The organism is Microbacterium sp. P5_B6, assembly GCF_056400345.1.
The window spans coordinates 107,723-122,640 of record NZ_JBFULL010000003.1 but is presented as its reverse complement, the minus strand read 5'-3'; the positions used below and the strand labels follow the sequence as shown (position 1 = coordinate 122,640).

The window sequence follows — 14,918 nt, the reverse complement described above, 5'->3', positions numbered from 1 at the left end:
GACGAGCAACATCGGAAGGGCGACAAGCTCCATTTCACCGGGCGCACTACCCTGAAAGCGTGACCACGTCCGATGCTCCGATCGAGGAAGCGGCTCCGCAGGAGCCCGCCACGATGACCTTCGCCGCCCTGGGATTGGGCGATTCGGTGCTCGCGGCGCTGCGCGACGTCGGGTACGAGACTCCGTCGGCGATCCAGGCGGCGACGATCCCGACTCTTCTGGCCGGTCGCGACGTCGTGGGTCTCGCGCAGACTGGAACGGGCAAGACCGCGGCCTTCGCCCTGCCGATCCTCGACCGTCTGGATGTGTCGCAGAAGACTCCGCAGGCGCTCGTGCTCGCCCCCACGCGCGAGCTCGCGCTGCAGGTGTGCGAAGCGTTCGAGAAGTACGCATCCCACCTGCGCGGCGTGCACGTGCTCCCCGTCTATGGCGGCCAGGGCTATGGCGTGCAGCTGTCGGCCCTTCGCCGCGGTGTGCACATCATCGTCGGCACGCCCGGACGCATCATGGACCATCTGGACAAGGGAACGCTCGACCTGACCGAACTGAAGTACCTCGTGCTCGACGAGGCTGACGAGATGCTCAAGATGGGCTTCGCGGAAGACGTCGAGACGATCCTCGCCGACACTCCCGACACCAAGCAGGTCGCCCTCTTCTCCGCGACGATGCCCGCCGCCATCCGGCGCATCTCGCAGCAGTACCTCCATGACCCCGAAGAGATCACCGTCAAGACCAAGACGACGACCTCGTCGACGATCACGCAGCGCTACCTCATCGTGTCGTTCCAGCAGAAGATGGATGCACTCACGCGGATTCTCGAGACGGAGAACTTCGACGGCATGATCGTCTTCGGCCGCACGAAGAGCGTCACGGAGGAGATCGCCGAGAAGCTGCGCGCGCGTGGATACTCGGCGGCTGCGATCAACGGCGACGTCGCACAGCCGGTGCGCGAGAAGACGATCAACCAGCTCAAGTCGGGCAAGCTCGACATCCTCGTCGCGACCGATGTCGCCGCGCGCGGCCTCGATGTCGAGCGCATCTCGCACGTCGTCAACTTCGACATCCCCACCGACACCGAGTCCTATGTGCACCGCATCGGCCGCACGGGTCGCGCCGGCCGGTCGGGTGACGCGATCAGCTTCGTGACGCCCCGCGAGCGGGGGCTGGTGCGTGCGATCGAGCGCGCCACGCGCCAGGAGCTCACCGAGATCCCGCTGCCGAGCGTGGACGAGGTCAATGTCACGCGTCTTGCGCGCTTCGACGACCGGATCACCGCGGCCCTCGGCGAGACGGAGCGCATCGAGCGTTTCCGCGACATCGTCGCCCACTACATGCGGCACAACGACGTTCCGGAAGTGGATGTCGCGGCCGCCCTGGCCGTGGTCGCCCAGGGTGAGTCGCCGCTCCTGCTCGAGCCTGACCCTGAACCGTCGCACCGCGACCGCGGCGACCGGGAGCGCGGAGAGCGGTCAGGGCGCTACGAGAGTGATCGCGACGGCGGTGAGCGGCGGCCCCGCACGAGGCGCGACGGGATGGCGACCTATCGGATCGCCGTCGGCAAGCGCCATCGTGTAGAGCCCCGCCAGATCGTCGGAGCGCTCGCCAATGAGGGAGGCCTCAAGCGCGACGACTTCGGCGCCATTCAGATCCGGCCGGACTTCTCCCTCGTCGAACTCCCCGCCGACCTCTCACGCGCAACACTCGACCGGCTCGAGGCCACCCGCATCTCGGGACGGCTCATCGAACTGCGGCTCGACACGGGTGGCCCCGGCCGGGGCGCACGCCGAGACGACGAGCGCCCTCCGCGCAAGCCGCGCCACTGACGGCACCCTCGTCGAGGGGCTCTGGTGCCGCCGTCGCGGCCCCAGCGGGAGCCGCACGCGCCCCGCGGGCGAGGTCGGATCCCGCGGGGGCTACGCCTACGTCACCGGACGGGTTGCTGCAGCTCGGTGACCCATTCGGTCTGCGGTCCGTCGGCGATGAGGTACACCTCGCGCGACGGTCCGACGGGTTCGCAGCCGGCGTCGGCCATCGCCACCATGAACTCATGCCAGGCGCGACCGATGCCCGGCATGTCGCCCTTGTATGTCCAGACGGCGACGCGATCGGCGCCGGGGAGCTCCACGACCTCCCACCCGCTTCCTGAACGCGGGTCTTCGCCCGCGGTCCACGAGACGTTGACGCCGAGGTCCTCCGTCCCGTCGATCGGCTCGTACCAGAAGATGCCCGGCTCGCGATAGTCGACGCCGGACTCCCGGAGCGCGGCCTGGAGCGGGGGCAGGATGCGATCGATCACCGGCGACACATTCTCCGGTCCCATTCCCGGTGCGGTGCCTCGCGCTGCGTATACGGTCACCGGCTCCAGGCTGCGGAATGTCAGTTCGGACATGGGCTCTTCTCCTTCAAGGGTCGAGAGTAGCGACGACAGACGCTCGAGACGTGCTTCGTCTGCGGCGAGGGATGCCTTCAGCTCGCCGCGGCGTCGCACGAGCACGGCATGCAGAGCGTCGCTCGTGTGGGCGGCGTTGAGCACCGCGGCGGCGTCGTCGAGAGAGCAGCCGAGGTCGCGCAGCTCCACGATCTGCAGCAGCGCTGTGAGCTGCCACGGCTCGTAGCGCCGGTATCCCGAATGCTCGTCGACGCTCGCGGGCCTCAGCAGCCCGATCCCGTCGTAATGCCGCAGCATCCGCACGCTCACCCGCCCGTGCGCCGCAAACTCTCCGATGGTGTACATGATGGACTCCACGCTCGACCCTGACACAGTGAGAGAGTCAAGCGGAATGGCCGCGTCGAGTGTGCGGAGAGGGCATGGTGCGTCCTCACGCGCCAAGGCTGCAGGCGCTGCCTCACCACCGGCATGCAGGATCAGGAAGCGGCGAGGTCCTCCGCGGCGCTCTTCGTGCCGATGGTCGAAACGAGCACCCCGCCGTCGATCGGCAGCACCCGCCAGACGCTGCCCTTGCCCTCGACTCGGAGCTCGCCGTCACCCACGATCAGGGCCGTGCGCTCATCAATGCCGAGGCCGCCCGCGACCAGCCCGGACTCGACGGCGGCGACCAATCTCGACAGCATTCCCCGCTGAGCCACGTGCACCTCGATGGCCACGTCGACGAGGCCTATCCCGGCCTCGATCTCCAGCTCCTCGCCCTCCTCGTCGGGGTCCTCAGGCGAGACGACGACTCCGCCGATGCGCGAGCCGCTTGCGAGCGAGCCCTCGGCCGCGATCATCGCGCCGGCCGAGACGCCGAGGTAGGGCACGCCGCCGCCGACCAACCGGCGCAACTCTCCGAACAGCGGCTCGAGCCCCGCGCGCACGTCCTCGACGACGCCGCCCCCCACCGCGATCCCGTCGACGTCGGCGAGCGCGTCGATCCCGATCGGCTCGTCCGGCCGCCCTGCGGTGGTCAGGTGCACCTCGATCCCCGGTCCGGTTGCTGCCTCGGACAGGAGCTCGCCCAGCGCCGCAGCCTTCTCCTCAGCCTCAGGGTGCAGTGAGATGACCGCCAGGCGCGGGCGCCCGCGCCCGGCGTTGCCTGCCCGGAGCGCGGCCTCGGCGACGAAAGGCGCGTAAAGCGCGGCATCCGCACTCGTGGTCGCGCCGCCGCCGATGAGATGCACGCTCACGCGGCATCACCCCCCGCCGTGACGGCAAGGGATGATGCCGCTCTCCCGACCTGGACCCAGGTGTCGCGCCGCAGTCCGTCGACGCCGGCGCCCGGGTCGTTCGCATCGAAGCTCATCCGAGGAGCCTACGCGTGTGGGAGCCCACACGGCCCCGCCRGTTCACAGGTCGGTGCCGGTGCGGGTCGGGCTGACGGCACTGGGTGCCGCGGGATGGAGCGGGAGCCGTGCCGTCACTGACCGGGGCAGGTGCCAGGGTTCGGGACGTCAGTCCTCGGCGATGCGCCCGGAGGGACATCCGGGAACGTGACGTAGAGGACGTATTGCACGTTGCCGCGGTTGACGACCTGATCCACTTCTCCAGGCCTCTCGATGAACGCGTCTCCCGCGCTGTAGGTTTCGACCTCGCAATGGTTGCCGATCGATTCGTAGACGGTGAGCGCGCCCTCCTTGACGACGATGATCGCTCCGCCCGGATGCGAGTGCCAGCCGGAGCTGCCGCCCGGCTGAACAGTGATCGTCGCCATCGCGACGTCCGTTCCGTCGTGCAGCGGGATCGTGCCGTTCGACACGTTCGTCCCGCGCGTCAAAGCAACCTGGGTCAGCTGGGAAGGGGGCGTGGCATGGACCGCGCCGCCCGACAGGGCGACAACGGCGAGGCCGAGCAACGCGGCCAAAGCCCATCGTGATTTCATTTCTCCTCCTATTGGTGGTCGGGCACGATCTCGCGGATTGTCGCGTGATCTGGCAGCGTGGCGGCTGCTCCATCAGTGAAGGAGACACGGGTATCAGGTCGATATCGACGTCGTTCGACCACGTCGTAGACTTCATCAACTGCGTGTGGCGCTGTTGATACTGGGGAGTGAACATGAGTGGTGAGTGGCATCGCAAGCACCTCGGAGACGACGCACCCGAGCAGGCTCCCGGTGAGGAGACGCTGCTGGGCGCCGCAGGCGACGAGGTTCCCCCAGGGGGAGTCGTTGCGGGCTCGTTCAATCAGGAGTTTCCCGGCGCCGACCCGTATGCGGGCATTCCGGCCGACGAGGTGGGCCTCCCGCCGCTGAGCGAGGCTGAGCAGGAGGCCGTAGCGCGCGAGGCGGACCGGCTCGCAGACGACCCGGACGCACTCCGCGACCTCTGAGCTGCGGCCCGGCGTGCGACACTGACGCACTTCAGCGAACGCTGCCGGTCAGCCCGCCCGCGAAGCGCAGGGCGCAGTTCAGTACATGAGCTCGTCGAAGACGGCGTCGCCTGGCTCGATGCTCGGCGGGTTCTCCGCCCACTCGTGCAACTGCTCCTCGGAGCGTTCCAACACCTCGAAGCGGACCCCGATGGTGGGTGTGATCAGCACTCGGATGGCTGACCTGCCTACCGTGTCGAATCTGACGAACCCCGCACCTTGCCGCACAGCTTCTACGATCTGCCGCTGCAGCTCTTCGACATCCTGCTGGGGGTCGAGGATGAACATCTGCCCATCCACACGGGCCCTTACGACCTCCGCCATGATGCTCCCCAGTCCCACGCTCACTGCGTGCAAATCAAGAGTACGTCAGTTTCGCTAGAGAAACTAGTGAATTGTGAACGCTTAGCCACGCTGTCAGGCATTGCCGATCGTCCACAGCAGGTATACCGCTGCCGCCTGCATCCCGATGCTGATCATGAGTGACCATCGCCGGCGTCGGGGCGACTGCGAAAGCCTGGGGTCGGCCAGCAGCGGGCTGAGCGGCAGCACGAGGCGGGGCAGGCTCTGGGTGGGGAGGAACACGCCGAACAGGTACAGGGTGTAGCTGAGCGCGAAGGCCCCCACTTCCAGCCCCAGACGTCGGACGGGCCGCGAGAGGATCCACCGGAAGACCATCACGACAACGCCGATGACGACAACCACCCCGGCGGCACCGAGCCACGTCCAGCCCATCGCGAGGCACGGCGCGAGGAGGATGAAATCCCCGTGCCCGAGGTACGGCACCCACCACGCCATCTCGGTCCGGACGTATGCGCCGCTTTCCCCTGTCACGGCATCCGCGATGATCGGCCACATCAATCCCGCGGCCGCGGTGGTCCCTCCGGAGATGATGAGACCGACGACCTCGGCGCGCGGAAGCGGATCCTGTGCCCGCAGCATCCGTCGCCCTACGAGGATGATGCCCAGTGCGAGGGCCAGCGCGACGGCGCCGGGTCGTGTGAACGCGGCGATGACTCCGATCGGGGCGATGGCGAGATATCGCCGGCGGACCGCCAGCAGAAGCCGCGACCGACAGGAAGGTGAGGTTCACCGCCCGACCGATCGCCCAGAGACCCAGCACCGGCCATGCCCACCCCGGCTCGAGCGGTGAGACCCCGAGTCCAGGCTGGAGGAGATCGGCTGCGATGGAGCGCAATCGCGTGCGCCAGCGCGCAGGATGGCCCGACGCAGGTGCGATCTCGTCGGCCGCGTAGTCGACGCCGGGTGGTTCACTGCTCACGTCGTCGGGCCTTGCGCGTCATGGTGCCTCCACTCGGGTCGATGAAGCCACAGCGTCCGTGCGAGGCGATCGACAGGCAAAGGGGTTGACGGCGAGCAGGTCCTCGGCTTCTCGCCGCGATGGAATGCCACGCACATTTCCGGTGGATATGCCAGCCCGTCGAGTTCGCGAGAGGATGCTGTTTTCTTGTGCACATGACGAGGAGTGATGACGACCGTGTCGCGGTCCTTCTGGACATCGATGGAACCTTGGTGGACTCGAACTATCTGCACATCGACGCGTGGGACCGAGCGCTGGCGATGTCTGGGTACCCCGTCGAGATGTGGCGGATTCATCGCGCGATCGGCATGGATTCCGGCAAGCTCATCGAACGGCTTCTCGGTGACGACGCAGCGGAGGTGACGGAGGACGCGCAAAGAGAGCACGGCCGCCTGTACAAGGAGATGACCGATCGCCTTCGAGTGATCAAGGGTGCACGCGAACTGCTTCGGGAGCTCTCGCGGCGGGGGCACGCGGTGGTCCTGGCGACGTCGGCACCGAAGGATGAACTGGAGGTTCTGCTTGATGTGCTCGACGTGAACGAGTCCATCGATTCGGTGACATCGGGCGAAGACGTCAGCGCCGCGAAGCCCGACCCGAGTCTCATCCACATCGCACTCGACCGAGCATCCGTTCCCGCTGATCGGGCCGTGATGATCGGGGACTCCGTGTGGGATATCGAGGCGGCGGGAAGGGCGGGAGTGACCAGCATCGGCGTCAGAGCCGGCGGATACGGTGCGGAAGAGCTCCTCCAGGCCGGCGCCTCGGCCGTCTACGACGACGTAGCCCATCTGCTCTCCGAGCTTGACCGAAGCCCGATTTCCACGCTCTAGATTCGCTCGGGTCGAGTCCTCAGCCCCAGTCGGGCGCGGGTCATGGCCCACGGCGCCCATCGACGGAGCGGTTCGGTCGGCGTACTKTGACTGTCATCAGTCAGGAGGGGCCGTGAAGAGGCGTCGAGCGGAGCACCCGACCAGCGAAGACGAGCAGCTCTGGCGGTATGCGTATGTGCTGGGCAACGTTCCGGCGAGCGTCGCAGACAAGGCCTACGCGGCCGCCTTCGCTCGGCTGTCGGCGACGCAGCGTCAGAATCTGCTGGACGACCTGTACTCGCAGTTGCCGGTGGCGCCGCAGCAACCGGCATCCGACGATCCCGAAGCGTTCGCCGCGCTCATGCGCGATCTGACTTTGCGGGACGCGCTGGTGCGCGTTGCCGGTGTCGGTGCTTTCGCGGGCGAATTCGTCGCCAGCCCTCCGATCGTCGCCTACTTCACGACCGGCGTGGGATCGGTGACCATCGAACAGCAGCCGCCCTGGGTGCAGCAGCTCGCAGGCCACGAAGCCGCGCCGATGGACGCGGGACGGATGCACCACGGCCACGGGCTCCCCGGCGGACCGACCGTTCCCATCGCTTCCTAGGCATAGACCGCCCGCCCGAACTGGGCTGTGACCATGGGATGGATCACAGGATGGTCGGGCACCCACTGCGGCGAGATGTGCCGGATAAAAAGTGAGGGGACCGACGGGCGGCGCCTGGCAAGATGCCGTCATGGCGGAAGACGCTCCAACGACCGAACGAGTCTCCACCGGGAGTGGGACGTGGAGTGTCTTCCTGGCTCTTGCGGCAGTGCCGGTCAGCCTTATGGCGTTCCTGGCCGGGACGATGGTCGCGAACACTCAGGGCTCCACGGGCGGCCCGAGGTTCGGGGCCGCGTTCGGTATCAGCATCGTCTTCGTCGCGCTGCTTTTCGCTGGACTGACCTTGGCCGCGATCGTTCTGGGAATCACATCCATTGTGCGCGCGTGGCCGCAACGGGGATTCGCGAGGCGGCGACACGCGATCACGCTCGGATTCTCAGGCGTGGCGCTTGCCCTGCTTGTCGATCTGCCTATCCTCCTCTGGCAGTCGTTGCCGCTCCTTTCCTAGCTCCTTGCGATAGGCGGCGCCAGGCACATCGCCCGCGACCTCTCTACCCGGCGGCCTTCCACCGGAGTACCGTCAGGCGAGGGGACAGGGAAAATCCAGAAGACGAGGGGGAAGCGATCATGTTCGAGAACGCACGAGGCGCTGCAGTGATAGCGGCATCCGATCTGGCTCGTGCCCGATCCTTCTACGAAGAAGTATTGGGCTTGAAGGTGTCCAAAGAGTCACCGGGTGAAGACGAAGCCGTTCTCTACGAGCTGGGCGGGACCCCGCTCATGGTCTACGCGACATCGTTTGCCGGAACGGCGAAGAACACCGTGTTCGCGATCGCCACCGAGGACTTGGCGGGCGATATGGCCGTGCTGCGTGACAAAGGGGTGGCCTTCATGGACTACGACTTCCCCGGGCTCACCACGGTCGACGGGGTTGCGGATCTCGGGGGAGAGAAGACGGCGTGGTTCGAGGACAGCGAAGGCAACATCCTCGCCCTGAGTCAACGGGCCTGAATCCAGACCTGGCCCGGCGCTGAGTCGATTCCGGGTCCGACACCGTTCACAGCCCGGGCGCGAGCCCGTTGATCGGCGATAACCACCATTCGGAGGCGCCGGCGCGGGTGCCGCCTTCCGTGGACGGTGTCGGCTCGGCGCGGTACTGTCGCGTTTGTCGTCGAACGATTCCGTCGAAAGCAGCGGTACCGCCATCTCCAGGACCAACGCCGTACCTTCGTTGCCCACTCCGCGGCGGGTGCAGGGAACGTACTACACGCTCATGCTCGGCAACACCCTTGCCGCGTCGTTCATCTGGGGCATCAACACGCTGTTCCTGCTCGACGCCGGCCTGTCGAACCTCCAGGCATTCTCGGCGAACGCGTTCTTCACGGCCGGGATGCTGATCTTCGAGATCCCGACAGGCGTCGTCGCCGACACCCTCGGACGCCGGGCGTCGTACCTGATCGGCACCGTCACACTCGCGGTGACCACCGTCATGTACTGGCTCCTGTGGGTCTGGCATTCGCCCTTCTGGGCGTGGGCGGTCGTGTCGGTGCTGCTCGGGCTGGGATTCACCTTCTTCTCCGGTGCGGTCGATGCGTGGCTGGTCGACGCGCTGAAGGCGACGGACTACAAAGGCAGCCTGGAAACGGTCTTCGGCCGGGCGCAGATCGTCGGCGGCATCGCCATGCTCTCGGGTTCGGTGCTCGGCGGCGTGATCGCGCAGGCCACCAACCTCGGTGTCCCCTTCCTGATCCGGGGCGCCATCCTGCTGGTGATGTTCGTCGTGGCGGCGCTGCTGATGCGCGACCTCGGCTTCACGCCGGACCGCAGCGAAGGCCCGCTGCGAGCCACGCGCACCGTCTTTCGCGCCTCGGTCCGGTACGGACTGGGTGATCCCCCGGTGCGCTGGCTCATGCTCGCGAGTCCCTTCATCGCGGGCGTGGGAATCTATGTCTTCTACGCCCTGCAGCCCTACCTGTTGGAGTTGTGGGGAGACGAAGAGGCGTACACGGTCGCCGGGCTTGCGGCCGCTCTGCTCTCGGGCGCCTCAATCCTGGGCGGTGCGATGGCTCCGTGGGTGCGTAAGCTCTTCCGCCGCCGGACGTCGACGCTCCTGCTCTCGGCGGTCGCGAGCGCGATCGTCCTCATCGGACTGGGGCTCGTGCACAACTTCTGGTTCGCTGTTGTTCTGGTCGCCCTCTGGGGCATCGCCTCCGCGATCGACGACCCGGTGCATCGGGCCTACCTCAACGACATGATCCCGTCGAAGCAGCGTGCGACCGTGCTCTCGTTCGACTCCTTGATGGGGTCAGGGGGCGGAGTCGTCTTCCAGCCCGTGCTAGGACGCGTGGCAGATGTCCAGGGGTATGGCGCGTCCATGATCTGGAGCGGGGTGATCTCGGCGGTGGCCGTCCCCTTCGTGCTGCTGAGCAGGGGACAGCGTCCCCCGGCCGATACGGCTCGGGAAGTCACGGCGCCGGCGGATGCCACCGAGGACTGATCCGGCCGTCGAGACATTGCGGACGGATGCCGAGGCCTGGCGCGGCAGGTCTGGCTGCATCAGCCAGACCTGCCGGCATCCGATCAGTCCAGGCCGTTGTCTGAGAGCCAGGCGGCCGCGATGTCCTTCGCCGACTTCTGGTCGGCGGTCGACTGCACGTTCAGCTCGACGAGTCCTTCAGGGGTCAGCGCGGCACTCACGGCATTGATGACGTCCGCGACCTGATCCGCGACATCGGTGCTGACGACCGGCACCACGTTGGAGGCGAGGAAGAGGCCCTTCGGATCCTCGAGCGTCACGAGGTCCTTCGTCTTGATCAGCGGGTCGGCGCTGTAGACGTTCGCAACCTGGATGTTTCCCGCGACGAGTTCGTCGACGGTCGTGTCACCCGTCGCGTTGAAAGCGACATCCACGCCATACACGCTCTTGAGCCCGGCGGGTCCGTACGGTCGCTGCTCGAGCTCCGGCGCACCGCCGAGCACCAGACCCGCGATGCCGGCGAGGTCGCCGATCGAGGTCAGGCTGTGCTCCGCCGCGAAGTCCGCGGTCACGTTGTAGGAATCCTGATCTGTGGCCGGCGACTGATCGAGCACGGTGAGGCCGTCGGGCAGCGCGTCCTTCAGCGCGGCATACACGTCGTCGGGTGTGGTCGCCGTCGCGTCCGGCTCGAAGAACTGAAGGAGGTTTCCGGTGTACTCCGGGAAGAGGTCGATCGATCCGTCCTCCAGCGAGGGCATGTACGCATCGCGCTGACCGATGTTGAAGTTGCGCTCGACCTGGAAGCCGGCGCCCTCGAGCGCCTGCGCATAGATCTCGGCGATGATCTCGTTCGAGTAGTACGCCTGCGAGCCGATGACGATGGCCGATGAGTCACCGGACTGCTCGGTCGCGCCGTCGTCTCCGCTCAGCGGATCGTTCGACGCGCAGCCTGCCAGGGCAAGCGCGGCGATGGCGGTGGCACTGATTGCCAGGGCGAGGCGGGTGCGTGCTGTGGACATGGTGGAACCTCCGGTTGGGTGACAGAGTCAGGCGGCCGCGTCTGCGACGGAACTCGAACGGAATGCGGGCGTGCGATCGGTGGTGTGCGTCCTCGCCGTGACACCGCGAGGGACGACGATGCGCTGGATCAGCGCGAAGACGCCATCCAGGACGAGCGCGAGAGCGATGACGACGATCGATGCGCCGAGGATCTCGGGGAAGTCGCGGAGCGCGATTCCCTGGATGATGTAGTAGCCGAGACCGCCGAGGCCTACGTAGGCGGCGATCGTGACGGTGGCCACGACCTGCAGCGTGGCCGTGCGCAGTCCGCCGATCAGCAGCGGCAGTCCCAGGGGGACCTCGATCTTCCCGAGGACCTGAGATGAGGTCATGCCCATCGCCCGCCCTGCGTCGATGACTGAGCGGTCGATGGCTTCGAACCCGGCGTACGCGCCCGCGAGGATCGAGGGGATGGCGAGGAGGACGAACGCCGCGACGGCAGCCTCGGTCTTGAGATTCACGCCGAGGAGCAGGACGAGCAGCACGATGAGCCCGAGCGAGGGCAGAGCGCGTGCGGCTCCCGCCAGGAAGACGGCGAACTCACGACCCCGGCCGGTGTGGCCGATCATCCAGCCGATCGGAATGGCGATGACGGCCGCGATCAGCACCGAGCCGAAGGTGAATGCCAGGTGCTGGGCGATGGCAGTCGGCAGGGGGAGCGACCMGGTGAGCCGATCGGGGGAGAAGATCCAGGCGAAGGCCTCGAGGAAGTAGTTCACACGCTCACCGCCCGGAGGGCACGCTCGGCGCGTGTCGGGCGTCGCCGATTCCACGGCATGAGCGCGCGGCCTGCGACCACGAGCAGCAGATCGATGATCACCGCGATCAGGACGACCGCGACCACCCCGGCGAGGACCTCCGCGATGATGCGCCGCTGAGACCCGTTGGTGAAGAGGTAGCCGAGGTTCTCCACGCCGATGAGGATGCCGACGGTGGCAAGGGCGATCGTCGACGATGCGGTCACGCGGAGACCGGCGAGCAGGACCGGACCGGCGAGCGGGAAGTCCACGGTCCAGAAGCGCCGCCACGGCCCGAACCCGACCGCTACCGCTGCGGCGCGTGTGACGGGGTCGACCGACAGGAGTCCGTCGGTGACCGATCTCGTCATGATGGCAACCGCGTAGATGGTCAGCGCGACGATCAGATTGGCCTCCGAGAGGAGGGGGATGCCGAACGCGGCTGCGAGGACGGCGAAGAGGCCGAGCGACGGGATGGTGTACAGCAGTCCCACGGTCGTCAGCGTCGGACCGCGCAGCCTGCTGTAGCGGAACGCCGCCCAGCCGATGGGCAGGGCGACGAGGAAGCCGAGCACGATCGCGATGAGGCTCTGCCTGAGATGATCAAGGGAGAGCGCCCAGATCAGATCGAGGTTGTCGAGCACCCAGCTCACGTGCCGTCCTCCACGAGCACCCCCTGGGTGCGGCCGGCGAAGTCGACCACCACCGCACCATGCGGGGTCTCTTTGCGACGCAGCGCGCGGGTGCCCTTGTCGGCCCCGATGAAGCTGGCGACGAAGTCGTCCGCCGGATTCTCGGTGATCTCGTCCGGCGTGCCCAGCTGCGCGATGTGCGCGCCCTTCTGCAGGATCACGACCTGATCACCCAGCAGGAAGGCCTCATCGATGTCGTGCGTGACGAAGACGATGGTCTTGTCGAGCTCGCGCTGCAGGCGCAGCGTCTCGGTTTGGAGCTCTTTGCGCACGATCGGGTCGACGGCGCCGAACGGCTCGTCCATCAGCAGGATGTTCGGGTCGACGGCGAGGCCCCGGGCGACGCCGACCCGCTGCTGCTGCCCGCCCGACAGCTGACTGGGGTAGCGCTCAGCCAGAGACCGGTCGAGTCCGACGACATCCATCAGCTCGAGAGCACGTGCGCGGGCGGTCTTGCGCGCGACGCCGGTGAGCACCGGCACCGTCGCGATGTTGTCGACGACCGTGAAGTGGGGAAGCAGGCCGGCGTTCTGCAGCACATAGCCGATCCCGCGCCGAAGCCTGACCGGATCGCTTCCCGCGATCGATTCGCCATCGATCGCGATCTCACCACTCGTGGGTTCGACCAGACGGTTGATCATCCGAAGCAGCGTCGTCTTGCCGCATCCCGAGGAGCCCACAAGGACGGTCGTCTTGTGTGCAGGGATGACGAGGCTGAAGTCGTCGACCGCAACGGTGCCATCGGCGAAACGCTTCGTGACAGATCGGAACTCGATCGCCATGATGTCCTTTCGCGGGTTTCCAGGCTCCCACAGGTCGCGGACAGGGAGGCGTATGCGCCGACAGATTGACCCCATCGGTGATCTGTGCACTTCTTCGGAGCCTGGGCCGGAATGGATTGCCGATCCCGCCGGAACGTCGCGACGGGCCTATACCGTGGGATCCATGAGCACTCGGGAGTACGACCTCATCGTCATCGGCGCCGGCCCCGTAGGCCAGAACATCGCCGATCGAGCGAAGCAGGGCGGCCTGTCGGTCGYGATCGTCGAGAGTGAACTGGTCGGCGGGGAATGCTCGTATTGGGCATGCATCCCGTCGAAGACGCTGTTGCGCAGCGGGTCCGCTCTCCGTGCCGCTCGGGATGTCGAGGGTGCGCGGCAGGCGGTGTCGGGATCGGTCGACGTTCCAGCGACCCTGCGACGGCGCGACGCGATGGTCCGCGAGTGGAACGACACGCATGAAGCAGACTGGCTGCGCGAGGCGGGAATCGATCTCGTGCGCGGGCACGCCCGGCTGGCCGGCGAACGCCAGGTGACTGTGGAGAGCTCCGGCGGCGGTGAGCCGGTCACCCTGGTGGCGCGGCATGCGGTGGCGGTGTCGACGGGATCGGCCCCGCTTCTCCCCGATATCCCGGGCCTGGCGGATGCGGCCCCCTGGACGAGCCGTGAGGCCACCGGCGTGCAGGACGTGCCGGCATCCCTTGCCATCCTGGGCGGCGGGGTCGTCGGCTGCGAGATGGCGACGCTCTATGCCTCATTCGGCTGCACCGTCACCCTCATCGCGCGCTCGGGCCTGCTCGGCTCGATGGAGCCGTTCGCCGGCGAGGCGGTCGCCGACTCGCTGCGGCAGGCCGGAGCTGAGGTCCGCACCGGGGTCGAGGTCGAGGCGGTGTCGCGAGAAGCCGAGGGCGAGGTGGTGCTGGCGCTGTCCGACGGGTCACAGGTCCGTGCCGCCGAAGTGCTCGTGGCGACCGGGCGCGTGCCCCGGACCGGTGACCTGGGCCTCGAGAGCGTTGGACTCGAGCCCGGATCATGGCTCGACGTGGACGATACCCTTCGGGTCCCTGGCGTCGAGTGGCTGTACGCGGTGGGGGACGTCAATCATCGGGCTCTCCTCACGCACCAGGGCAAGTACCAGGCCCGAGCGGCCGGCGACGTCATCGCGGCACGGGCGCGGGGCCGCGACGTCGACGATGCGCCCTGGGGTGCGCACGTCGCCACCGCCGATCACTCCGCCGTCCCGCAGGTGACCTTCACCGATCCCGAAGTCGCGTCGATCGGCCATACCGAGTCGTCCGCGATCGCGGCGGGCATCGACATCCGGGTGGTGGACTATGACTTGTCGTGGGTATCGGGTGCGAGCATCCACGCCGATCACTACCGGGGGCAGGCCCGGGCCATCGTCGACACGCAGCGTCGCGTGCTGGTCGGTGCGACGTTCGTCGGTCCCGACGTCGCGGAGCTTCTGCACTCGGCGACGATCGCGGTCGTCGGCGAGGTGCCGATCGACCGACTGTGGCACGCCGTCCCTGCTTTCCCGACCGTCAGCGAGGTGTGGCTGCGCTGGCTGGAGGAGCTCGGCCGCTGAGGGGGGGAGTTGGTATCATCTCGCGGCCGGCCCGCACCCTCTGTGG

At 67.5% G+C, this 14,918-nt stretch carries 17 protein-coding genes; 8 read left to right on the top strand and 9 right to left on the bottom strand.

What is annotated here, in order from left to right; all coding sequences use genetic code 11:
• Positions 1-113 precede the first annotated feature (113 nt).
• Positions 114-1,823 (top strand): DEAD/DEAH box helicase, encoded by a 1,710-nt coding sequence (locus AC1DP3_RS05550; RefSeq protein WP_477292347.1) that lies wholly within the window; start codon positions 114-116, stop codon positions 1,821-1,823.
• 101 nt (positions 1,824-1,924) lie between these two features.
• Here AC1DP3_RS05550 and AC1DP3_RS05545 read toward each other — a convergent pair whose 3' ends face one another.
• The 3 genes from AC1DP3_RS05545 to AC1DP3_RS05535 form a co-directional block, all read right to left on the bottom strand.
• Positions 1,925-2,734, bottom strand: coding sequence for a MerR family transcriptional regulator (locus AC1DP3_RS05545; RefSeq protein WP_477292114.1), 810 nt, complete (start codon positions 2,732-2,734; stop codon positions 1,925-1,927).
• Between the two features lie 131 nt (positions 2,735-2,865).
• Positions 2,866-3,624 carry a Type 1 glutamine amidotransferase-like domain-containing protein gene (locus tag AC1DP3_RS05540; RefSeq protein ID WP_477292112.1) on the bottom strand — a complete coding sequence of 253 codons (759 nt, stop codon included), beginning with the start codon at positions 3,622-3,624 and terminating at the stop codon, positions 2,866-2,868.
• 230 nt (positions 3,625-3,854) lie between these two features.
• A complete protein-coding gene (locus AC1DP3_RS05535; protein WP_477292110.1) occupies positions 3,855-4,316 on the bottom strand; it encodes a cupin domain-containing protein in 462 nt (153 codons plus the stop codon).
• 173 nt (positions 4,317-4,489) lie between these two features.
• Between AC1DP3_RS05535 and AC1DP3_RS05530 the strand changes: the two genes are divergently transcribed.
• Positions 4,490-4,762, top strand: a complete 273-nt coding sequence (locus AC1DP3_RS05530; protein ID WP_477292108.1) for a hypothetical protein — start codon at positions 4,490-4,492, stop codon at positions 4,760-4,762.
• A 78-nt stretch (positions 4,763-4,840) separates the two neighbouring features.
• Here AC1DP3_RS05530 and AC1DP3_RS05525 read toward each other — a convergent pair whose 3' ends face one another.
• Both AC1DP3_RS05525 and AC1DP3_RS05520 read right to left on the bottom strand, forming a co-directional pair.
• Positions 4,841-5,089 carry a hypothetical protein gene (locus AC1DP3_RS05525; protein WP_477292106.1) on the bottom strand — a complete coding sequence of 83 codons (249 nt, stop codon included), beginning with the start codon at positions 5,087-5,089 and terminating at the stop codon, positions 4,841-4,843.
• A 129-nt stretch (positions 5,090-5,218) separates the two neighbouring features.
• Positions 5,219-5,743 (bottom strand): hypothetical protein, encoded by a 525-nt coding sequence (locus tag AC1DP3_RS05520; RefSeq protein WP_477292104.1) that lies wholly within the window; start codon positions 5,741-5,743, stop codon positions 5,219-5,221.
• Positions 5,744-6,277: 534 nt separating this feature from the next.
• Here AC1DP3_RS05520 and AC1DP3_RS05515 point away from each other — a divergent pair.
• The 5 genes from AC1DP3_RS05515 to AC1DP3_RS05495 all read left to right on the top strand — a co-directional run bounded on the left by AC1DP3_RS05515 (position 6,278) and on the right by AC1DP3_RS05495 (position 10,038).
• Positions 6,278-6,955 (top strand): HAD family hydrolase, encoded by a 678-nt coding sequence (locus tag AC1DP3_RS05515; protein ID WP_477292102.1) that lies wholly within the window; start codon positions 6,278-6,280, stop codon positions 6,953-6,955.
• 112 nt (positions 6,956-7,067) lie between these two features.
• On the top strand, positions 7,068-7,541 hold the full coding sequence (locus tag AC1DP3_RS05510; RefSeq protein WP_477292100.1) for a hypothetical protein: 474 nt from the start codon (positions 7,068-7,070) through the stop codon (positions 7,539-7,541).
• 130 nt (positions 7,542-7,671) lie between these two features.
• A complete protein-coding gene (locus AC1DP3_RS05505; RefSeq protein ID WP_477292098.1) occupies positions 7,672-8,049 on the top strand; it encodes a hypothetical protein in 378 nt (125 codons plus the stop codon).
• A 119-nt stretch (positions 8,050-8,168) separates the two neighbouring features.
• Entirely contained in the window at positions 8,169-8,552 is a 384-nt protein-coding gene (locus AC1DP3_RS05500; protein WP_477292096.1) for a VOC family protein, read from the top strand.
• A 262-nt stretch (positions 8,553-8,814) separates the two neighbouring features.
• Complete coding sequence (locus AC1DP3_RS05495; RefSeq protein ID WP_477292346.1) at positions 8,815-10,038, top strand: MFS transporter; 1,224 nt, start codon at positions 8,815-8,817, stop codon at positions 10,036-10,038.
• A gap of 83 nt (positions 10,039-10,121) precedes the next feature.
• Here AC1DP3_RS05495 and AC1DP3_RS05490 read toward each other — a convergent pair whose 3' ends face one another.
• From AC1DP3_RS05490 to AC1DP3_RS05475, 4 genes are read right to left on the bottom strand one after another with little or no spacing between them, the layout of a single operon-like run.
• Positions 10,122-11,036 carry an ABC transporter substrate-binding protein gene (locus AC1DP3_RS05490; RefSeq protein WP_477292094.1) on the bottom strand — a complete coding sequence of 305 codons (915 nt, stop codon included), beginning with the start codon at positions 11,034-11,036 and terminating at the stop codon, positions 10,122-10,124.
• A 27-nt stretch (positions 11,037-11,063) separates the two neighbouring features.
• Entirely contained in the window at positions 11,064-11,795 is a 732-nt protein-coding gene (locus AC1DP3_RS05485) for an ABC transporter permease (RefSeq protein ID WP_477292092.1), read from the bottom strand.
• On the bottom strand, positions 11,792-12,466 hold the full coding sequence (locus AC1DP3_RS05480) for an ABC transporter permease (protein WP_477292090.1): 675 nt from the start codon (positions 12,464-12,466) through the stop codon (positions 11,792-11,794). The genes AC1DP3_RS05485 and AC1DP3_RS05480 overlap by 4 nt, the downstream gene beginning before the upstream one ends.
• A complete protein-coding gene (locus tag AC1DP3_RS05475; protein ID WP_477292088.1) occupies positions 12,463-13,287 on the bottom strand; it encodes an ABC transporter ATP-binding protein in 825 nt (274 codons plus the stop codon). The genes AC1DP3_RS05480 and AC1DP3_RS05475 overlap by 4 nt, the downstream gene beginning before the upstream one ends.
• A gap of 163 nt (positions 13,288-13,450) precedes the next feature.
• On the opposite strand from AC1DP3_RS05475, the gene AC1DP3_RS05470 reads away from it, so the two are divergent.
• Positions 13,451-14,872 (top strand): dihydrolipoyl dehydrogenase family protein, encoded by a 1,422-nt coding sequence (locus AC1DP3_RS05470; RefSeq protein ID WP_477292086.1) that lies wholly within the window; start codon positions 13,451-13,453, stop codon positions 14,870-14,872.
• The last annotated feature ends 46 nt before the right edge of the window (positions 14,873-14,918 follow it).